Annotated in this window: 19 protein-coding genes; 8 read left to right on the forward strand and 11 right to left on the reverse strand. The window is 73.5% G+C overall.

Annotation, left to right across the window (positions count from 1 at the left end):
• Positions 1-38 precede the first annotated feature (38 nt).
• Positions 39-737, forward strand: coding sequence for an SDR family oxidoreductase (locus tag IRQ30_RS05335; protein ID WP_227466994.1), 699 nt, complete (start codon positions 39-41; stop codon positions 735-737).
• A gap of 6 nt (positions 738-743) precedes the next feature.
• Here IRQ30_RS05335 and IRQ30_RS05340 read toward each other — a convergent pair whose 3' ends face one another.
• Genes IRQ30_RS05340 through IRQ30_RS05350 form a run of 3 tightly spaced genes read right to left on the reverse strand, consistent with a single transcriptional unit; the run spans position 744 to position 3,281 of the window.
• Positions 744-1,235, reverse strand: coding sequence for a GNAT family N-acetyltransferase (locus IRQ30_RS05340; RefSeq protein WP_193611959.1), 492 nt, complete (start codon positions 1,233-1,235; stop codon positions 744-746).
• Complete coding sequence (locus IRQ30_RS05345; RefSeq protein WP_193611960.1) at positions 1,232-2,749, reverse strand: potassium/proton antiporter; 1,518 nt, start codon at positions 2,747-2,749, stop codon at positions 1,232-1,234. Before IRQ30_RS05345 ends, IRQ30_RS05340 begins: the two co-directional genes overlap by 4 nt.
• Positions 2,736-3,281 (reverse strand): SPFH domain-containing protein, encoded by a 546-nt coding sequence (locus tag IRQ30_RS05350; RefSeq protein ID WP_193611961.1) that lies wholly within the window; start codon positions 3,279-3,281, stop codon positions 2,736-2,738. Before IRQ30_RS05350 ends, IRQ30_RS05345 begins: the two co-directional genes overlap by 14 nt.
• A gap of 139 nt (positions 3,282-3,420) precedes the next feature.
• Here IRQ30_RS05350 and IRQ30_RS05355 point away from each other — a divergent pair, with 139 nt between their 5' ends.
• Together IRQ30_RS05355 and IRQ30_RS05360 are read left to right on the forward strand one after the other, a co-directional pair.
• Positions 3,421-4,404, forward strand: coding sequence for a sensor histidine kinase (locus IRQ30_RS05355; RefSeq protein ID WP_338089577.1), 984 nt, complete (start codon positions 3,421-3,423; stop codon positions 4,402-4,404).
• Positions 4,401-5,045, forward strand: coding sequence for a response regulator (locus tag IRQ30_RS05360; RefSeq protein ID WP_338089578.1), 645 nt, complete (start codon positions 4,401-4,403; stop codon positions 5,043-5,045). Before IRQ30_RS05355 ends, IRQ30_RS05360 begins: the two co-directional genes overlap by 4 nt.
• Here the strand turns inward: IRQ30_RS05360 and IRQ30_RS05365 are convergent.
• Positions 5,042-5,851, reverse strand: a complete 810-nt coding sequence (locus IRQ30_RS05365) for a class I SAM-dependent methyltransferase (RefSeq protein ID WP_193611963.1) — start codon at positions 5,849-5,851, stop codon at positions 5,042-5,044. The genes IRQ30_RS05360 and IRQ30_RS05365 overlap by 4 nt on opposite strands.
• Positions 5,852-5,963: 112 nt before the next feature.
• On the opposite strand from IRQ30_RS05365, the gene IRQ30_RS05370 reads away from it, so the two are divergent.
• The gene (locus tag IRQ30_RS05370; protein ID WP_227466995.1) at positions 5,964-6,686 is read left to right on the forward strand and encodes a winged helix-turn-helix transcriptional regulator; all 723 of its coding nucleotides are present in this window, start codon (positions 5,964-5,966) and stop codon (positions 6,684-6,686) included.
• Here IRQ30_RS05370 and IRQ30_RS05375 read toward each other — a convergent pair.
• The 3 genes from IRQ30_RS05375 to IRQ30_RS05385 form a co-directional block, all read right to left on the reverse strand.
• Positions 6,683-7,066 carry a hypothetical protein gene (locus IRQ30_RS05375; protein ID WP_193607373.1) on the reverse strand — a complete coding sequence of 128 codons (384 nt, stop codon included), beginning with the start codon at positions 7,064-7,066 and terminating at the stop codon, positions 6,683-6,685. The two genes, IRQ30_RS05370 and IRQ30_RS05375, sit on opposite strands and share 4 nt — an antisense overlap.
• 72 nt (positions 7,067-7,138) lie before the next feature.
• Positions 7,139-9,043: a hydantoinase B/oxoprolinase family protein gene (locus IRQ30_RS05380; protein ID WP_193611964.1), complete on the reverse strand. Its 1,905-nt coding sequence runs from the start codon at positions 9,041-9,043 to the stop codon at positions 7,139-7,141.
• Entirely contained in the window at positions 9,040-11,121 is a 2,082-nt protein-coding gene (locus IRQ30_RS05385; protein ID WP_193611965.1) for a hydantoinase/oxoprolinase family protein, read from the reverse strand. The genes IRQ30_RS05380 and IRQ30_RS05385 overlap by 4 nt, the downstream gene beginning before the upstream one ends.
• A 27-nt stretch (positions 11,122-11,148) precedes the next feature.
• On the opposite strand from IRQ30_RS05385, the gene IRQ30_RS05390 reads away from it, so the two are divergent.
• Positions 11,149-11,571 carry a DUF5990 family protein gene (locus IRQ30_RS05390; protein ID WP_193611966.1) on the forward strand — a complete coding sequence of 141 codons (423 nt, stop codon included), beginning with the start codon at positions 11,149-11,151 and terminating at the stop codon, positions 11,569-11,571.
• Between the two features lie 10 nt (positions 11,572-11,581).
• Here the strand turns inward: IRQ30_RS05390 and IRQ30_RS05395 are convergent, their stop codons facing one another.
• A complete protein-coding gene (locus IRQ30_RS05395) occupies positions 11,582-12,250 on the reverse strand; it encodes a lysophospholipid acyltransferase family protein (protein WP_193611967.1) in 669 nt (222 codons plus the stop codon).
• A gap of 35 nt (positions 12,251-12,285) precedes the next feature.
• Positions 12,286-12,948, reverse strand: coding sequence for a GNAT family N-acetyltransferase (locus tag IRQ30_RS05400; RefSeq protein WP_338089579.1), 663 nt, complete (start codon positions 12,946-12,948; stop codon positions 12,286-12,288).
• A gap of 1,091 nt (positions 12,949-14,039) precedes the next feature.
• Between IRQ30_RS05400 and IRQ30_RS05405 the strand changes: the two genes are divergently transcribed.
• Together IRQ30_RS05405 and IRQ30_RS05410 are read left to right on the forward strand one after the other, a co-directional pair.
• Positions 14,040-15,320 carry an HNH endonuclease signature motif containing protein gene (locus tag IRQ30_RS05405; protein WP_193611968.1) on the forward strand — a complete coding sequence of 427 codons (1,281 nt, stop codon included), beginning with the start codon at positions 14,040-14,042 and terminating at the stop codon, positions 15,318-15,320.
• A gap of 102 nt (positions 15,321-15,422) precedes the next feature.
• Positions 15,423-15,599: a hypothetical protein gene (locus tag IRQ30_RS05410; RefSeq protein ID WP_193611969.1), complete on the forward strand. Its 177-nt coding sequence runs from the start codon at positions 15,423-15,425 to the stop codon at positions 15,597-15,599.
• Positions 15,600-15,627: 28 nt separating this feature from the next.
• Here IRQ30_RS05410 and IRQ30_RS05415 read toward each other — a convergent pair whose 3' ends face one another.
• Entirely contained in the window at positions 15,628-16,284 is a 657-nt protein-coding gene (locus tag IRQ30_RS05415) for a maleylpyruvate isomerase family mycothiol-dependent enzyme (protein WP_193611970.1), read from the reverse strand.
• A gap of 84 nt (positions 16,285-16,368) precedes the next feature.
• On the opposite strand from IRQ30_RS05415, the gene IRQ30_RS05420 reads away from it, so the two are divergent.
• A complete protein-coding gene (locus IRQ30_RS05420) occupies positions 16,369-17,016 on the forward strand; it encodes a hypothetical protein (protein ID WP_193611971.1) in 648 nt (215 codons plus the stop codon).
• 14 nt (positions 17,017-17,030) lie between these two features.
• On the opposite strand, the gene IRQ30_RS05425 is transcribed toward IRQ30_RS05420, so the two are convergent.
• Positions 17,031-18,422: an amidase gene (locus IRQ30_RS05425; protein WP_193611972.1), complete on the reverse strand. Its 1,392-nt coding sequence runs from the start codon at positions 18,420-18,422 to the stop codon at positions 17,031-17,033.
• Between the last annotated feature and the right edge of the window lie 4 nt (positions 18,423-18,426).

Below are 18,426 nucleotides of genomic sequence, written 5' to 3' on the forward strand. Positions count from 1 at the left end.
AACGGACCGATCGGTCCGCAACAACGGAAGGCAGTCCCTTGAGCATCGTCCTCGACCAGTCCACCGTCCTCGTCACCGGCGCCAACCGCGGCCTCGGCAAGGCGTTCACCGAGGCCCTCGTGGCCGCCGGCGCCACCGTGTACGCCGGGGCGCGCGACCCGGGGTCCGTCACGACGCCGGGCGCCACGCCCGTGCGCCTCGACGTGAGCGACGACGCCTCGGTCGCCGAGCTCGCCGCCCGGCTCGGCGACGTGACGGTCGTCGTCAACAACGCCGGCATCGGCCGCAGCGGCTCGCTGCTCTCGACGCCCTCCCTCGACGGCTTCCGCGAGGAGCTGGAGACGAACACCCTGGGCCCGCTGAGGACGACGCGCGCGTTCGCCCCCGTCCTGGCGGCCAACGGCGGTGGCGCGATCGTCAACGTGCTCTCCGCGCTGTCGTGGGCGACGAGCCCCACCCTCGCCGGCTACTCCGCCTCGAAGGCGGCCGCCTGGTCGCTGACGAACGTCACCCGCGGGGAGCTGCGCGACCAGGGCACGCTCGTCGTCGGGGTCCACGTCGGCTTCCTCGACACCGACATGGCCGCCGACGTGGAGGGCCCCAAGCTGGCGCCGGCCGAGCTCGTCCGCCAGGTGCTCGAGGCCCTGCAGCAGGGCGAGGAGGAGGTCCTGGGCGACGACACCAGCCGCTTCGTGAAGTCCGTGCTCTCCGGTCCGCCCGCCCACCTGGTGGTCTGAGCGAGCTCAGGCGAGGGGCCGGACCCGCCGCACGTAGCGGTGGTTGGGCACGACGATCGGGCCGTCCGGCCCCTCGGCGGCGTAGTCGACCAGCCCCTCGTCGGTCCATCCCTGGCGCTCGTAGAAGCGGCGGGCGCGCGCGTTGCCGGCGGCGGCGACCAGCCACGCCTGCCGGTGGCCGGCGGCCGCCACCCGTCGCAGGCCCTCGGCCATCAGCGCTTGCGCGACCCCGGAGCCACGATGGGCCTCGTCGACGTAGACCTGCTCCAGCTCGTCGTGGTGCACGACGACGAAGCCGACCACCCTTCCGGCGACCTCGGCCACGGAGGTCTGCCCGACCCGGTCGGCGGCGCGGGCGCGGAACGTCGCGGCGGTGCGCACGGCGGTCAGCTCGTCGGGCACGTGCCCGTCGTGGCCGTCGTGCCAGCCGCGCTCCCAGATCTCGGCGATCACCGCCACGTCGTCCTCACCGGCGGGGCGCAGCCGTGGATCGCTCATGTGCCGAACCTAGCGGGGCTCCGCTCGGGTCGGTCGACGTGCCAGCCGGCCAGGCGTCCGTGGTCGCTGACCGCGCGCAGACGGCGCTCGACGGCGGGGTGGTCCTCGCGGGCGGCGGCGACCAGGACGTGGTCGCCCACCCGCAGCACGGTGGTCGGCGTCGGCGCCGCGATGGCGCCGTCGCGCAGCAGCAGCGACACCGCCGACCCCGTCGGCAGCCGGAGCTCGGAGACCTCCACCCCGGCCAGGCGGGAGCCCGGTGGCACCGAGAACTGCAGCAGCGTCGCCCCGATCTCCTCCAGCGGGGCCGACTCGATGGGCAGGTCGCGCGGCCGGTCGCCCGTGGCGGCGCCGAGGCGCCGCGCCACCCAAGGCAACGTGGGGCCCTGGACCAGGGTGAAGACCACGACGAGCAGGAAGACCACGTCGAAGACCCGCTCGGCGGCCGGCAGGCCCACGCTCATCGGGATCGTGGCGAGCACGATCGGCACCGCTCCCCGCAGTCCGGCCCAGCTGATGAAGGCCTGGTCGCGCCACGGGACGCCGAAGGGCGTCGCGCACAGGACGACCGACAGCGGCCGCGCCACCAGCGTCAGCACGCCACCGACGAGCAGGGCGGAGGGCAGCGCCTCCCAGAGCCGGGACGGGCTGGCGAGCAGTCCCAGCAGGACGAACAGGCCGATCTGCGAGAGCCAGGCCAGGCCCTCCGCGAAGCTCCCCGTCGCACTGCGGTGCGGTAGGTCCGCGTTGCCGAGCGTGAGCCCCGCGACGTAGATGGCCATCAGCGCGCTGCCGCCGGCCACGCCGGCGACCGCGAAGCCGAGGAAGGCGATCGCGAGGGTCGCGACCGGGTAGAGCCCGGACGCCGGCAGGGCGCTGCGCACCAGCACCCACAGGCCGAGCCGCGCGACGACGTAGCCCAGCACCACGCCGAGCACGAGCTGGTAGCCGATCTGCCCGAGGATGCCCGGGCCGCTGGAGTCGGCCCACGCGCTCGACGTGACGACCGTGACCAGGATGATCACGGGCGGGTCGTTGAAGCCGGACTCGGCCTCGACGGTGGCGCGCAGCCGGCTGCGGATCGGCATCGAGCGCAGCACGGCGAAGACCGCCGCGGCGTCCGTCGAGGAGGCGACCGCGCCCAGGATGATGGCGGTGCGCAGGTCGACGTCGAGCACCAGGTGGACGAGCAACGAGGTGACCGCGACCGAGACGGCGACGCCCACCGTGGCCAGCACCCCGGCCAGCGGGGCGACGGGGCGCACGACCTTCCAGTCGGTGGTGAAGCCGCCCTCGGCGAGGATCACCGCCAGGGCCGCGGTGCCCAGCACCTGCGTCAGGTCGGCGTCCTCGAAGTCCAGGCCGAGCCCGGCCTCCCCGAGCAGCAGCCCCAGGGCCAGGTAGACCAGCAGGCTGGGCAGTCCGGCGCGGGTGGAGATGCGCACGGCGGCGACCGCGGCCAGGAGGACGCCCGCCCCGACCAGCAGGGCGAGGTTCAGGTCAGCCGGGTCCACGGGCCGCCGTGACCGGGAGCTGCGGCACCAGCAGCACGTCGAGCTCGGCGAGCTCCAGGTCGAGCACGCGGACCCCCCGGGGGCGGGTGGCGGCGTCGACGGTCGCGACCAGGGCCGGCCAGGACTGCGTGAGCCCGTCGGCCAGGTCGGCGACCGCCTGACGCCGTACCGCCTCGGCGAGCACCCGCTGCGCCACCAGCTCGGCGGACGCGAGGGGCTCGACGAACCGCTCCAGCGGGGTCGGCGGGACCAGGGTGACGCGCCCCATCACGAGGAGCCGGACGTCGCACCCGTCGGCCGTGTCAGCACGAACGACCAACGGGAGCTCCTGCGGCTCGACCGGGACGACCTCTGCCCGGTCGACGACCGGCCAGCGCCACCGCAGCCCCGCCCCCGTCACGCGGGAGACGATCCCGCGCCGGCTCACCACGAGGACGTGCCCCTCGGGCACCCACCGCAGCGAGACGGTCGCGAGCAGGGCGAGGAGGGGCGCTCCCAGCAGAGCCACCATGGGGACCTGGTAGTCATCCACGCTTCCCTCCTCGCTGTGCTCGTCGACACCTCCAGTGTTCGTCGGGAGGCGGCTGCGCAGAATGGGTGCTACCACCCATCTCCCCCGGCGGCGTGCCCTGGCGTGGACGCGGCGGGGTCGCGTCGGACAGGGTGAGGGAGTGACCTGGCAACCGTCGCTGTACTGGAAGGTCTTCCTCACCAACGGGGCCGTCTTCGTCGTCGGCACGCTCGCCCTGGTGCTCTCGCCCGCGAGCGTCTCGCGCCGGCCGCTGCTCTCCGAGGTGCTGGTGGTCGTCGTCGGGCTCGGGCTGATGCTGCTCGCCGACGCGGTCTTCCTGCGCCGCAGCCTCACCCCCGTGGACCGGGTCGTGCGCCAGATGGAGACCGTCGAGCTGCTCAAGCCGGGGCACCGCCTGGCCCAGCCGACGAGCGGGCCGGGCGCCCAGCTGGTCCGCGGCTACAACGACATGCTGGACCGGCTGGAGGCCGAGCGCAGCGCCAGCAACGCCCAGGCCCTGGCCGCCCAGGAGGCCGAGCGGCACCGCATCGCCCAGGAGCTGCACGACCAGGTCGGGCAGAGCCTCACCGTCGTGCTGCTGGGGCTCAAGCGCGTCCACGACCAGGCGCCGCCGGAGCTGGCCGAGGAGCTGGCGCTGGTCCGCGAGAGCGTGCGCACCAGCCTCGACGACGTACGCCGCGTGGCGCGCGAGCTGCGCCCGGGAGTGCTCGAGGACCTCGGGCTGCACAGCGCCCTCGCCGCGCTGGCCTCGGGCTTCGCCGAGCACGCCGGCCCCCACGTGCGCCGCACGGTCGCCCCCGGGCTGCCCCCGCTGTCGCCGCAGGCGGAGCTGGTCGTCTACCGGGTCGCCCAGGAGGCGCTGACCAACGTGGCGCGCCACGCGGGCGCCGGCTCGGTGTCGCTGTCGCTGACCCGGGTGGGCGACCGCGTCGTGCTCGAGGTGACCGACGACGGGCGCGGCACCGACGGCACCCGGCCCGGCGCCGGGCTCCTGGGCATGCGGGAGCGTGCCCTGCTCGTGGGCGGCGAGGTCTCCGTCACGGGCGGGCCCGGCGCGGGCACCACGGTGCGGCTCGCCGTACCGGTCGCGTCGGACGAGCCGGTCGAGGCGGTGGCTCCGTGATCCGGATCCTGCTGGTCGACGACCACGCCCTGGTGCGGCGCGGGGTCCGGCTGATCCTGGAGCAGGAGCCCGACCTGACCGTCGTGGGCGAGGCCGGCGACGGCGCGGAGGCGGTCGAGGCCCTGCGCGACCTCGAGGTCGACCTGGTGGTGCTCGACATCGCCATGCCGCGCATGACCGGGCTCCAGGCGGCGCGCGAGATCACCCGGCGGCGCGAGCCGCCCCGGCTGATGATGCTCTCGATGCACGACAACGAGCAGTACTTCTTCGAGTCTCTCAGGGTCGGGGCGAGCGGCTACGTGCTGAAGTCGGTCGCCGACGAGGACCTGGTCGGCGCGGTGCGGGCCGCGATGCGCGGCGAGGCCTTCGTCTACCCCGGGGCGATGGGCTCGCTGGCGCGCGACTACCTCGACCGGCTGCGTCGCGGCGAGAGCGTCCCGCAGACCGTGCTCACCGAGCGCGAGGACGAGGTGCTCAAGCTGATCGCCGAGGGCCGGTCGTCGAAGGACATCGCGCGGGACCTGACGATCAGCGTCAAGACCGTCGAGCGCCACCGCGCCAACATCCTGGCCAAGCTGGGGATGCGCGACCGCACCCAGCTCACCCGCTACGCGATCCGGGCCGGGCTGATCGAGCCCTAGGCGCGGTGGGCGGTGACCAGCAGGTACTCCCAGCGCATCACCCCGCCGCCCTCGTCGGCGTCGCGGGCGAGACCGCACAGGGCGTCGTCCAGGGAGGCGGCGCGGTCGTCGTCGAGGCCGCGGTAGACGGCGATCGTCGGGCCGTAGTGCGCCTTGAAGTAGTCGCGGAACGCCTCCGGCGTCGCGAAGCCGTCGACGGTCACGTGCCGGCGGGCGGCGACCAGGTCGACCACCCCGTCCCCGAGCAGGTCACGGACGTGACCCTCGTCCCCCCACAGCGGCGGCGGCTGCGCCCCCGGGGGCGGAGGCGGCGCGTAGGGCCTCATCGTCGCGAGCATCCGGCCGATGAAGCCCTCCGGCGTCCAGCTCAGCAGCCCGATCCGGGCGCCCGGACGCGCGACCCGCAGGAGCTCGCCGGCCGCGACCCGGTGGTCGGGCGCGAACATGACGCCGACGCACGACATCACGACGTCGTACGACGCGTCGGCGTAGGGCAGCGCCTCGGCGTCGGCCACCTCCCAGGTGAGCCGGACGCCGTCGCGCCCGGCTCGGACCCGGCCGGCGTCGAGGAGCTCGGGCGTGAGGTCGCTGGCGACCACGTCGGCGCCGGCGAGGGCGGCGGGCACGCTGGCGTTGCCGGAGCCGGCCGCGACGTCGAGCACCCGGTCCCCCGGGCCGATCCGGCAGGCGTCGACGAGGGCCTGGCCCAGGTCGGGGATGACGCTGGCGGCGACGTCGGGGTAGTCGCCCAGCGCCCACAGGGCCCGGTGTCTCGCCTTGAGGTCGGCGGTGGCGGTGTCGGTCATGGGACGCTCCTGTCGTGGTCGGAGTCCCATGCTGGCCGCGCCACGGCACGCGCTCCAGTGCCGCTTCTGCACCGGCCGCGGTTCAGGATCTGTACTGGCCAGGACACCGTCCATGGGCGTCTACTGGAGGCAGCCCGAGGAGGTCGGCATGTCGACGTACGGACAGTTCTGCCCGGTGGCCAAGGCGATGGAGGTGCTCGACGAGCGGTGGACCCTGCTCGTCGTGCGCGAGCTGCTCGCCGGCAGCAGCCACTTCAACGAGCTGCGGCGCGGGGTGCCGCGGATGTCGCCGGCGCTGCTGTCCAAGCGGCTGCGCACCCTCGAGCGCGCCGGCGTAGTCCGGCGCACCGAGCAGGGCGGCCGCACGTCGTACGCGCTGACCGAGAGCGGACGCGAGCTCCGGGTGGTCGTGGAGGCCCTCGGGGTGTGGGGGGTGCGATGGGTCGGCGAGCTGGGCGCCGAGGACCTCGACCCGCACCTGCTCCTCTGGGACATCCGGCGCACGGTGCCGCTCGACGCGTGGCCGAGGTCGCGCACGGTGCTGGCGATCGAGTTCGACGACGTCGACCCGCGGGCCGCCCGGTGGTGGATCGTCGTGTCCGGCGACGAGGTCGACGTCTGCGACTACGACCCCGGCTTCGAGGTCACCGCGACCCTGCACACCGGGCTGCGGACGCTCACCCGGCTGTGGCGCGGCGACCTCGAGTGGGCGCAGCTCCTCGCCGGCGGCGGGTGCCGGGTGGACGGGCCGAGCGCCGTGCGACGGGAGATCCCGCGCTGGCTCGGCCGGTCCACCCTGGCGGTGGTGCCGCGCCCGGTGACTGCCGTCGGCTAGGCGGCCGGCTGCTGCGTCGCCTCGCACTTCTCCAGGCGCTCGGTGGCCTTCGCGACGCGCTGCACCTGGGCCTTCTTCGCCTTGCGGGACGTGGCGCGCTGCTCCTTCGCCTTGGCGAGGGCCGCCTTGGCCTTGCTGCGCTCGTTGGCCTTGTCCGCGCGGGCGACGGCCTTGCGGGCCTTGACGACCTTGTCCTGCTTCCGCTCGTGGACGGCGGTGACCCGGGCCAGGGCACCCTCGGCCTTCTCCAGCTGCGCGGCCTGCGTGGCGCACTTGTCGGCGGGGGCCTCGTCCGCGGCCGTGGCTGCGGGCACGGTCAGGGCGCCGAAGGACAGGGTGAGACCGGCTACGGCTGCGGCGATCCTGGTGGACTTCGTCATGTGAGCTCCTGAGGTGTAGGCGGTTGTCACCCCCTACCTGTCACAGGGCCCCTCGAGCGTGACAGCCCGCGGTCACACGAGGTCGACGTCGGCGTACGCGGCACCGCCCGCGAGGCTGGCGTAGCCGGCGCCCCGGTCGAAGAACGCCTCGCTCGCCGCGGGCCGCGACGACCGCTCGGCGGCGGTGGCCTCGACGTCGAAGCCGAGGTCGTCGCCCTCCCCGGTGAGGACCACGCCGTACGCCGTGAGGGCGGCCTCCGGCGAGACCTTGTGCCACCGCACGTCACGCGCGACCAGCGCCGGGTCACGCTCCAGCGGGTCGCCCCAGCCGCCGCCGCCGGTGGTGCGGATCCGGATCACCTCGCCCGCGCGCACCGGCTCCGCGTCGGCCAGTGCGTCGACCTCGCGCTCGGCCGGGCCGCCGGGGTCGATGACGACCGAGAACGGCTGTCCGGCCAGTCCCCCGCGCACTCCCCAGCAGGCCAGGATCGAGCGGTCGGCGATCGACATGAAGTGGCCGTCCTTGAGCATCCGGATGTGCTTCTCGTAGCCGAGGCCGCCGCGGAACCGGCCGGCTCCCCCGCTGTCGACTGCGAGGGAGAGCGACTCGACGCGGAACGGGAAGCGCGCCTCGGTGAACTCGCTGGGCAGGTTGCGCGAGTCGGGCACCACGTGGATGGTGTCCTCGCCGTCGGCGTAGTGGCGCCCGCCGGAGCCGCCGCCGAGCACCTCGCGCATCAGGTAGGGCAGGCCGTTGAGGTCCTCGCCGTAGACGCCGGTGTAGCGGATCGTCTCCTGGTCGGCCGGCATCCGGCCGTCGACGGCCTTGGCGAGCACGCCCGCCAGCACGCCGAGCAGCCGCAGGATCACGAAGGTCCGGGCGTTGGTGGGCGCCGGGAAGACCGGCGTCAGCAGCGTGCCGGGCTCGGGGAACCGCATCTCGATCAGCGGGACGATGCCCTCGTTGACGTCGAGCTCGGCCATCCGCTCCGGCGACTCGGCGAGGTTGCGCAGGATCGGCGCCAGCCACTTCTTGAGGAAGACCCCGTCGCTGTAGTCGCCGCAGTGGTTGATCGGTCCCTTCGCCTGCGGCGAGGTGCCGTCGAAGTCGAGGACGATGCGCTCGCCGTCGGGATCGTCGGCGGCCGTGCGGGTCAGCGTGATCCGCTGCGTGTGCAGCTGCGGCTCGTCGACGCCGTCGTGCTCGGCATAGTCCTCCCAGACCCAGCTGCCCACAGGGATCTGACTGAGGATCTCGCGCCGGTACGTCGTGGTCGTGCGGTCGATGATCGCGTCGAAGCACGACTCGACGACGTCGACGCCGTAGCGGTCGAACAGCTCGCCGAGCCGGCGCGCCCCCATGAGGCAGGCGGAGCACTCGGCGTCCAGGTCGGCCGCGAGCGACTCGGGCATCCGGGAGTTGCGGGTCATGATCGCCAGCGCGGCCCGGTTGGGCACCCCGGCGTCCCACAGCTTGATCGGCGGCACCATCAGCCCCTCGGAGAAGACGCTGGTGGCGTTGCTCGGCATCGAGCCGGGCACGGCGCCGCCGATGTCGTCGTGGTGGCCGAACGCCTGCACGAAGGCCACCACGCGGCCCTCGCTGAACACCGGCACGGTGACGCACAGGTCCGGCAGGTGCCCGATCCCGCCCTCGGAGCGGTAGACGTCGTTGTGGAAGAACACGTCCCCCGGCTGCATCTCCTCGATCGGGAAGTCGCGCGCCACCGGGTGCACCAGCGCGGAGTACGAGCGGCCCGTCAGCTTGCGCAGCAGCCGGTCGTGGATGCCCGCGCGGAAGTCGTGCGCGTCGCGGATCATCGGGCTGCGGCTGGTGCGCCCGATGGCGGTCTCGACCTCCATCTCCACGCTGGCCAGGGATCCCTGCACGATCTCGACCAGCACGGGGTCGGCGCTCGCGCCCGCGTCGTCGGTGAGGTGCCCGAACGGGAACTGGGTGGGCGCTCGCCTGCTCATGCCCGTGCTCCTTCGACCCGGGTCACGATGATGTTGAGGTACTCGTCCACGCGCGCGGTGAAGCCGGGGTGGATCGGCACCGTCGAGCCGAACTCCTCGATGATCACCGGCCCCGCCACGACCGACCCGGGTGGCAGCGCGGTCCGCGGCACGACCGGCGTGGCGACGTAGCCCGCGGCGGCGTCGAAGCACACCGGCCGCTCGGCGGTCGAGGTGCGAGCCTCGGCACCACCCTCGACGACGGGGTGCCGCGCGATCTCGGGCCGCTGGATCGGCCCGATGCCGGAGACCCGCAGGTTGACCCACTCGACCTGCTGGGTGGGGTCGGCCGAGAAGTCGTAGCCGTAGAGGCCGCGGTGGGCGGCGTGGAAGGCGCCCGCGACGTCGGCCAGGACGGCGACGTCGACGACCCCGTCGGGCACCGGGACCCGCACCTCGAAGGCCTGCCCGAAGTAGCGCAGGTCGGCGGTGCGCACGAACTGGTGCTGCTCGGGGGCGAACCCCTCGGTCGTGAGCGCCTGCGCGGCCTGCTCGGCGAGGTCGTCGTAGATAGCGGCGACGGTGGCCGCCTCGAGCTGCTCGGCCAGCGCCACGTGGGTCTGCACGTAGTCGTTCTTGACGTCGACCGTCAGCAGCCCGAACGCCGACACGTTGCCGGGGTTCGGCGGCACCAGCACGGTCGGGATCCCGAGCACGTCCATCAGCCGGCACAGCAGCAGCGACCCGGAGCCGCCGAACGTCGTCAGCGTGAAGTCGCGGACGTCGAGGCCGCGCTTGACGGTGACCTGGCGCAGCGCGTTGGCCTGGTTCCACGCGGAGATCTCCAGGACGCCCGCGGCGCAGGCTTCGGGGGTGAGGCCCAGCTCCTCGGCCAGCGCGCGCACGCCGGTCGCGGCGGCGTCGACGTCCAGCGGGATCTCGCCGCCGAGCAGGTGCGGCGGGATCCGGCCGAGGAACACGTGCGCGTCGGTGATCGTCACCTCGCGACCGCCCTTGCCGTAGCAGATCGGGCCCGGGTCGGCGCCCGCCGACTGCGGCCCCACCTTGAGCGTGCCCTCGGGCGAGAGCCAGGCGATCGAGCCGCCGCCCGCGCCGACGGTGACCACGTCGATCATCGGGATCTTGGACGGGAACGCGCCGACCGAGCCCTCGGTCGTGAGCGTGGGCTCGCCGTGGACGACCACCGAGACGTCGGTCGACGTCCCTCCCCCGTCACTGGTGAGCACGTGGTCGAAGCCGGCCACCTTGGCGATCATCGCCGCCCCCAGCGCGCCGGCCGCCGGGCCCGACAGCACGGTGGTGATCGGCTGGTGCACGACCTCGTCGGCCGAGAGGACGCCACCGTTGGACTTCATGACGTAGAACGGCAGGTCGCCGTAGGAGACCAGGCGGCTCTTGATGTTCGTGACGTACGCCGACAGCCGGGGCTTCACCGCCGCGTCGACCAGCGTGGTCATCGCGCGCTCGTACTCGCGGTACTCGCGCAGCACCTGGCTGCTCACCGACACCACGCAGTCGGGGTGCTCCTCGGCGAGGACCCGGCGCATCCGCTCCTCGTGGTCGGCGTTGGCGTAGGAGTGCAGGAAGCAGATCCCGAGGGTGTTGACGTCGTGGTCGCGGAACCAGCGCGCCACCTCGCGGGCCCCCGCCTCGTCGAAGGGCCGCACCTCCGCGCCCGTCACGTCGAGCCGGCCCTCGACGCCCTTCACGAGGTCGCGCGGGACGATCCGGTCGGGCTTGACCCAGAAGTAGGAGTTGCCGTAGCCGTCGGGCACGGACTGGCGCGCGATCTCGAGCATCGCCTCGTAGCCGGTGTTGGTGACGAAGCCCAGCCGGTCGACCTTGCCCTCGAGCAGCTGGTTGGTCGCCACCGTGGTGCCGTGGCTGACGGCCGCGACGTCGGCACCGGTGGCGCCGATCAGGCCGAGGACCCTCTCGATCCCCTCCAGGAACCCGTCGGCCGGGTTGCTCGGCGTCGACGGCGTCTTGGTCGTGACGAGCTCCCCCGACTCCTCGTCGAAGGCCACGACGTCCGTGAAGGTGCCGCCCGTGTCGATCCCGATCCTGATCCGAGGCATGGGTAGATCTAAGTGCACACTGGGTGGATGCGCATCGTCGTGGAGGGTCGCAATCTGCCGGGCCGCTCGTTCGAGGGCAGGGACGACGTCCACGTCGCCCTGCAGGTGGGCCGCGATCCGGAGGCTCCGGTGCCCGGCGACGCCGCGTCCGCGCGGTGGGAGGTCGAGGTCCGCCACGTCGACGGCGACTTCCGCGGGCCCGCCGTCCACGGGCCGCGCGGGCAGCGCTTCCTGTACCTCACGTGGGGCGAGCCGGGCGGTGACGGTGCGTGGGAGATGTTCCGCCGCGCCAAGCTCGTGCTCTCCGGGCTCGACGGCAGCCTCCTCGAGCCGGCCGAGCGGCCGGGCGCGGCGCTGCGGTGCACGGTCGAGCTCACCGACGAGCGCGGCGGGCCCCGGTGCGCGCGCGTGGACCCGCCGGCCATCGCGTGGTCGGTCACGTCGGGCTGAGGCTCACGCCTCAGGCGTCGGCGGCGCGCTCGTTGTAGATGCCGGCCGGCACCTGGCCGGTGAGCTCCTGGATGGCCGCCATGATCTCGTCGGTCACCTCGCGACGGGCGCGGCCGAGCGGCACGCCGTCGTACCTGCCGACCCCCTGGATCGGGGCGCCGAACGAGACCGTCACCGGCACCACCTTGGGACGCGAGGAGCCGACCGGCTGCAGCTTGTCCGTGCCGATCAGACCGACCGGCACGACGGGCACGCCGGCGGTCAGCGCCAGGTGGGCGACGCCGGTGCGGCCGCGGTAGAGGCGGCCGTCGCGGGAGCGGGTGCCCTCGGGGTAGATGCCGAACGCCTCTCCGCGACCCAGGACGCCCAGCGCCGTGTCGAGGCTCTTGATCGCGGCCTTGCTGTCGTCGCGGTCGACCGGGAGCATCCCCATCCCCTCGAACCACATCCTCGACAGCGCGCCCTTGACCCCGCTGCCGGTGAAGTAGTCGGACTTGGCCAGGAACGCCACGCGGCGCGGCGCCACGATCGGGATGACCATCGAGTCGGCGAAGCTCAGGTGGTTGCTGGCCAGGATGACCCCGCCGGTCGCCGGGATGTTCTCCAGCCCGTGCACCGTCGGCCGCCAGACCGCCTTGGCCAGCGGCGGGACGACGGCGTGGAGCACGCGGTAGAGCATGGCCCGATGGTAGGCGTCCCTCGGGGCGCCGGGACCTACAGCGTCCAGATGTACGGCGTGGACGTGGTGACCGCGCGCAGACCCGACCGCTCCAGGATGGGCCGCGACATCTCGGTGCAGTCGCTGTGCAGGTAGCGCACCCCGCGGGCCAGGGCCGAGGCCGCGCGGGCCGCCGTCAGCGCGCGGTAGATCCCGCGGCCGCGCCACTCGGCGACAGTGGCTCCGCCCCAGAGCCCCGCGCACTCCGTGCCGGCCACCACCTCGAGCCGTCCTGCGGAGACGACGACGCCGTCGGCCTCGGCGACCCAGACCTCCGTGCCGCCCTGGTTGCGCTCGACCCGCTCCAGGAGCTCGGCTCCCCCACCTCCGTGGCCGAAGACCCCCGCCTGCATGTCGGCGGCAGCCTCCAGGAGCGCGGCGCGGTCGGGCAGGTCGTCGATGCGGCGGACGACCACGCCCACCGGCGGCGCGGGCGCGTCCACCAGGACCGCCGCCTCGCCGAGCATCACCGTCTCGGCCTCCTCCGGCACGAAGCCCAGCTGCGCGAGCCAGTCCGTGAGCTCGGCCGGCTCGTCGTGGCCCCGCGTCTTCCACTCGAACGACGTGAGCCCCTCCTGCGCCGCGAAGTGCTCGACGGTCTCACCGACCAGGCGCTCCAGGGCGGCCCGCTCGAGACCGGCCAGGGATCGGTACGACACCAGCCCGCTGTCGCCGTACGTCGCGCGCCACAGCGGCCCCGCGCGGTCCCAGGTGCGGGCGCCCGTGACCTCGGCGTGCCCGCGCAGCTGGTCGTCGTAGACGGCGAGGAGGTCGACGGTGATGGCAGCTCCCGGGACTCGGCGGAAATAGGCGAAGGGCCCTCGTGAGTATGAGTCACAAGGGCCCTTCAGGTGACCGGTCCGATGGTGGTCCCGATCGACTGCTCTTCTCCTCCGGCCCCGGCAGCCTCACCATCCGGCTACCGCGGCAGGTCCCCGGCAAGCCGGTTCTCCGCCGTTCGGACCCTCGTCTCCGAGCTGTCCCGCTCTCCCCGGGGGGAGTGCGTGGGTCAGTTCTATGCCCGTCCGCCCCCACCCCGCAAGCCTTTCTCCCACATTCCTCTGGTTCCACCGCGACTCCACAGATCCACCCCCCGTCCTCCACCACAGCCACCCCATTTCCACAGGTTCTCCACCGCCCCCTGTGGACAACCCGGGACCTCGGTGGTCGAGGTGCGAGGGCAGCGAGCCTCGAAACCACCCCACCGGTGGTCGAGCAGCGACGAGCGCCAGCGAGGAGCGCCCGTCGAGACCCCCGCAGCGAAGGCAGGCCGCTGGGGCAGGCTTGGTTTCGAGACGGTTGCTGCGCAACCTCCTCAACCAACGGGGCCTGACCACCCTCGGTGGTCGAGCAGTGACGAGCGTCAGCGCGGAGCGCCCGTCGAGACCCCCGCAGCGAAGGCAGGGCGTTGGGGTGGGGTTGGTTTCGAGACGATTGCTAGCGCAACCTCCTCAACCAACGAGGCCGACCACGACCGGTGGTCGAGCAGCGACGAGCGCCAGCGAGGAGCGCCCGTCGAGACCCCCGCAGCGAAGGCAGGGCGTTGGGGTGGGGTTGGTTTCGAGACGGTTGCTAGCGCAACCTCCTCAACCAACGAGGCAGCCGTCGGTGGTTGAGGTGCGAGCGCAGCGAGCCTCGAAACCACCCCACCGAAAAAGGGATCAAAAATACTCAAAGCCCCTTGTGGATAAGGCCTCCTGACGATCGGTTCAGGCCGTCGACTGTCGGTGGCCAGTGCTTGAGTAGACCCATGAGCAACCCCACCGGACCCGAGGCCAGCGCCGTGCTGGCCCAGGTCCGCGCGGGCAAGGCCGACCAGGCGCGGGCCGAGCTCGACACCCTCCACGGCGTCCTGAAGTGGTGCCTCCTGCACACCACGACCGACGAGGGCGAGGCGTCCTTCGGTGACCGCGGGATCCCGCTCGCCGGCGACGGCGCCCCCTGGGTCAGCGAGTTCGCGGTCATGGAGCTCGGCGCCGCGCTCGGCATGTCCACCGACGCCGCGAAGCGCTACGTCGGGGCCACCCTCGAGGCCCGCTATCGCCTGCCTCGCATCTGGGGACGCGTCGAGGCGATGGAGCTGCCGTTCTACAAGGCCCGCTGGATCGCCGAGCACACCATGGCGTTGTCCGAGGCCGCCGCGGCCTACGTGGACCAGATGGTCGGCTTCTGCGCCCACTCGGTGTCCTACGCCGAGATCGAGCGACAGATCACCACCGCGCAGGCCCGGTTCGACCCCGAGGCCGCCGAGAAGGCCAGACTCCTCGCCGCCGACGGGCGGCGGCTCGAGGTCCACAAGGGCGAGGTCTCGATCAACGGCACCGTCGAGGTCACCGGGACCCTGGACTACGTCGACGCGTGCGACTTCGACGCCGCACTCTCCCGGCGCGCCGCTGAGATCAAGGCCGCCGGCTCCGAGGAGTCGCTGGACGTACGGCGGTCGATCGCGGCCGGCGATCTGGCTCGCGGGTATGACTCGCTGCCGTTCGAGGATGCTGGGCACGCCGCTGAGGGTGGTTGCGAGGCTCGCTGCGCTCGCACCTCAACCACCGGGGGCACCGAGGTGGTGCTCCACGTGCACGAGGACCTCGACGGGGTGGGACGGCTGGGGAACACCCGGACACCGGTGTTGGCCGAGACGATCCGGACCTGGTGCGGCAACCCCGGCACCCGCGTCATCGTCAAGCCAGTCCGCGACCTCGCCGACCACGTCCACGTCGCGGCCTACGAGATCCCCGACCGGCTGCGCGAGCAGGGCGATCTCGTCGACCACACCTGTGTCTTCCCGTGGTGCACCAGACCCGCCACCAGGTGCGACATCGACCACGCCATCCCCCACGCCGAGGGCGGGCCGACCTGCTCGTGCAACACCGCACCGCTGTGCCGTGGGCACCACCGCCTGAAGACGCACGGCCGGTGGACCTACGACGTGCTGGACCGCGGCACCTACCTGTGGCACTCGCCCTTCGGCCACCTCTACCGCCGCGACCACACCGGCACCACCCCGCTCGAGCCCGAACGACGACCCTGACCGCCCCACACCCCGCCCCGGGCGGGGCCATCGGCGCGTCCGCGCGTGAGGGAGCCAGCCGTCGGCCGCTAGCGTGAGCACTCTCCTAGGGACGGGACCTCCATGTACTTCGACAACAAGCCTTGCAGCGTCTGCGGATCGGACGTCGAGCTGCGTGCCCACGACGCCTCCGAGGTGCGCCCGGGGACGAACCCGGACGGCACGGTGGACCTGCGGATCTGCACCAACCCGGACTGCCCGACCAACCGCAGCGACGACGCGGACGCCCCCACGCCCTGACCCAGCCCGAGGGCTGAGGCTGTGACGGTCAGAGCTGGGCGGTGAGCCTGGAGAGCCCCGGACCCGAGAGGGCGGCGAGCCCGGCGGGACGCCCGGACACGGCGAGCAGGAGGTCGCGGTCGGGACCCCGCACCGTCGGCCCGTGACCGTGGGACCAGCCGCTGTCGGAGCCCACGATCCGCAGGCCGCGCAGGCGCTTCGGCGCTCCCATGAACCTGTTCGTCGCCACGAACGCGAGCGACGCGGTGACCACGTCCGGGGGTGAGGAGTGGTCGAGAGCGAGGGGCCGGGCGACGTCCTGGGCGTGGATGACGAGGTCCATGAGCGGGTCCATCGGGCTGCTGCCCGGCATCCGCCGCTGCGAGCCGGCGCTCTCGCGCAGCATCGCGACGAGGTCGGCGGTGGAGTGGGAGGCAGCGCGTCGCGCCGCCCGGTCCACCTCCATCCGGTCGAAGCTGCCCCGGGCGCGCACGGCCGCGACCAGGATCGTGCCCAGGCTGTCGCGCGTGGTGCCACAGAGGTGGGCGATGACGTCGCGGACCGTCCAGGCGCCGCACAGCGACGGCGTGGCCCACTGCCGGTCGTCGAGTCCGGCGACGAGGTCGGCGAGGGCCAGGCGCTCAGCGCCGACTGCGGCGTCGATCGAGGCTCGGTCCAGGGTCGGGTCGGCAGAGGTCGGATCCATGGCCCTCCGACCTCCAGCGGGCGCGTTACTCATCGCCCGTCGAGGAAACCGTGCGAGCGGCCGCGCCGTCATACTGGGATGACCATGGTCCCGCGTCTCCTCGCCCCCGCCCTGCTCGTGCTGGCCCTGCTCGCCGGCTGCTCCGACGAGGACTCCGGGTCGGCGACCGACTCCGGCGGGAGCGGTGAGCCCACCCCCACCGCGACGACCACGCCCACGAAGCCGGACGAGCCGCAGTGCCCCGGCGAGCTGGCCGTGGGCGAGGGCACCGAGCTCGGTCTGGGGACCGACGAGCCGGCCGCCGAGGCGCCACCGGACGTCGACACGCCCGCCGCGGCCTGGGTCTGCCCCTACGACCTCCGGGACACGCAGTCGGGCGGTGAGTCGGGCGCGGAGCCCGACCCGCGCTGGGTGCCGTCGGGGCCGGGCAGGTTCGTGCCCGACGCGCGGCTCGCCGACCTGGCTGCTTCCCTGTCCGAGCTCGAGCCCGCGCCCGTGGACCGCGTCTGCACCGCCGACCTGGGGCGGCGCCTGCTGCTGGTGGTGCCCCGCGAGGACGGCCTGACCGGTGTCGTGATGGACGAGTTCGGCTGCCGCGACGTCCGCATGACCGACGACCCGTTCAGCAGCACCCCTGCCGGCGACGAGGACGGGGAGGGCACGGTCGCCGGAGTGCTCACCGGCCCGGTGTCGCTGCACGCCGTCCTCTCGGTCAACGCCGCTCCGCAGTGAGGGCGCGCTAGGCCTCAGCCGGCCCGCGCCGCCTCGAACGCCGCCGCCACCTCGAGCAGCCGGCGCTCGCTCCCGTGCGGTCCCACGATCTGCACCCCCACTGGCAGCCCGTCGGGCGTGAGCCCGGCAGGCACCGAGATCGCGGGGCAGCCGGTCACGGTGACGAAGTACGCCGAGCGCATCCAGTCGAGGTAGGTGTCCATCTCGACGCCGTTGATCGAGGGGGGGTACTCCTGGTCGGCGGGGAACGGCGGCACCTGCGAGACCGGCAGCACCAGCACGTCGTAGCGCGTGAAGAAGACCCGCATCCGCTCGGCGAGCGTCGTGCGCATCGCGTAGGCCGTCGCCACGTCGGCGCCGGTCAGCGACTCCCCGGCACGGATGTTGTCGGCCAGCGACTGCTTGAACGACGACGGGTTGCGCGCGAGCAGCTCGCCGAAGCGGGCCTGGAAGTGCCACGCGCGCAGCGTCCGGAAGGTCTCGTCGGCCCCGGTCAGGTCCGGGTGGTCGCCGAACACGCGAGCACCCGAGCGCACCATCAGCCGCCCGGCCTCCTCGACGACGGACGCCACGTCGTGGTCGACCTCGAAGGCTCCGCCGAGGTCGCGCGACCAGGCGACGCGCAGCCCTTGCAGGCTCCCCGACACCGGCGGCGCGAACGTCGACCCCGGGTCGCCCAGCGCGAGCGGCGCGCGCGCATCGGGCCCGGCGAGCACGGACAGCAGCAGCGCCACGTCGCCGACGTTGCGCGCCATCGGGCCGCCGACCGACGTCGTCTCCCACTGGTTGTAGAGCGGCCACTCCGGCACCCGGCCGAGCGAGGGGCGCAGCCCCACGACACCGCAGAACGACGCCGGGTTGCGCAACGAGCCGCCCATGTCGGAGCCGTCGGCGAGCGGCACCATGCCGGAGGCGAGCGCGGCCGCCGCTCCCCCGCTGGACCCGCCCGCCGACCGACTGGTGTCGACGGGGTTCAGGGTCGTGCCGAAGACGGTGTTGAAGGTGTGGGAGCCGGCCGCGAACTCCGGCACGTTCGTCCTGCCCAGGAGCACGACGCCCGCCCGGCGGATCCGCTCGACGAGCAGGTCGTCGGCGTCCGGGACGTGGTCGGCGAACAGCGGCGAGCCGTAGGTGGTGCGCCACCCCGCGACCGCGTGGGTGTCCTTGACGGCGAACGGCAGCCCGTGGAGGGGGCCCACGGGTCCGCCCGACGCCAGGTGCTCGTCGGCCGCGGCGGCGCCCGCGCGGGCGCGCTCGACGTCCAGCGAGACGATCGCGTTGAGCTCGTAGTTGCGGCTGCCGATGCGCTGCAGGTGCAGGTCGAGCAGCTCGCGGGCGGAGATGCGCCGCTCGCGGACCGCGGCCGCCATCTCCCGTGCGGTGGACTCGACGGTCAGCTCGCTCATGGGG

Origin of the sequence: Nocardioides lijunqiniae, from assembly GCF_015024225.1 — a bacterium.
GTDB classification, from domain to species: domain Bacteria; phylum Actinomycetota; class Actinomycetes; order Propionibacteriales; family Nocardioidaceae; genus Nocardioides; species Nocardioides lijunqiniae.

Excerpts from the sequence above, each read along its gene's own strand:
- IRQ30_RS05340 (WP_193611959.1), bottom strand. The coding sequence starts at position 1,235 with ATGAGCGATCCACGGCTGCGCCCCGCCGGTGAGGACGACGTGGCGGTG.
- IRQ30_RS05365 (WP_193611963.1), bottom strand. The coding sequence starts at position 5,851 with ATGACCGACACCGCCACCGCCGACCTCAAGGCGAGACACCGGGCCCTG.
- IRQ30_RS05370 (WP_227466995.1), top strand. The coding sequence starts at position 5,964 with ATGGGCGTCTACTGGAGGCAGCCCGAGGAGGTCGGCATGTCGACGTAC.
- IRQ30_RS05375 (WP_193607373.1), bottom strand. The coding sequence starts at position 7,066 with ATGACGAAGTCCACCAGGATCGCCGCAGCCGTAGCCGGTCTCACCCTG.
- IRQ30_RS05380 (WP_193611964.1), bottom strand. The coding sequence starts at position 9,043 with ATGAGCAGGCGAGCGCCCACCCAGTTCCCGTTCGGGCACCTCACCGAC.
- IRQ30_RS05385 (WP_193611965.1), bottom strand. The coding sequence starts at position 11,121 with ATGCCTCGGATCAGGATCGGGATCGACACGGGCGGCACCTTCACGGAC.
- IRQ30_RS05390 (WP_193611966.1), top strand. The coding sequence starts at position 11,149 with ATGCGCATCGTCGTGGAGGGTCGCAATCTGCCGGGCCGCTCGTTCGAG.
- IRQ30_RS05395 (WP_193611967.1), bottom strand. The coding sequence starts at position 12,250 with ATGCTCTACCGCGTGCTCCACGCCGTCGTCCCGCCGCTGGCCAAGGCG.
- IRQ30_RS05405 (WP_193611968.1), top strand. The coding sequence starts at position 14,040 with ATGAGCAACCCCACCGGACCCGAGGCCAGCGCCGTGCTGGCCCAGGTC.
- IRQ30_RS05410 (WP_193611969.1), top strand. The coding sequence starts at position 15,423 with ATGTACTTCGACAACAAGCCTTGCAGCGTCTGCGGATCGGACGTCGAG.
- IRQ30_RS05415 (WP_193611970.1), bottom strand. The coding sequence starts at position 16,284 with ATGGATCCGACCTCTGCCGACCCGACCCTGGACCGAGCCTCGATCGAC.
- IRQ30_RS05420 (WP_193611971.1), top strand. The coding sequence starts at position 16,369 with ATGGTCCCGCGTCTCCTCGCCCCCGCCCTGCTCGTGCTGGCCCTGCTC.
- IRQ30_RS05425 (WP_193611972.1), bottom strand. The coding sequence starts at position 18,422 with ATGAGCGAGCTGACCGTCGAGTCCACCGCACGGGAGATGGCGGCCGCG.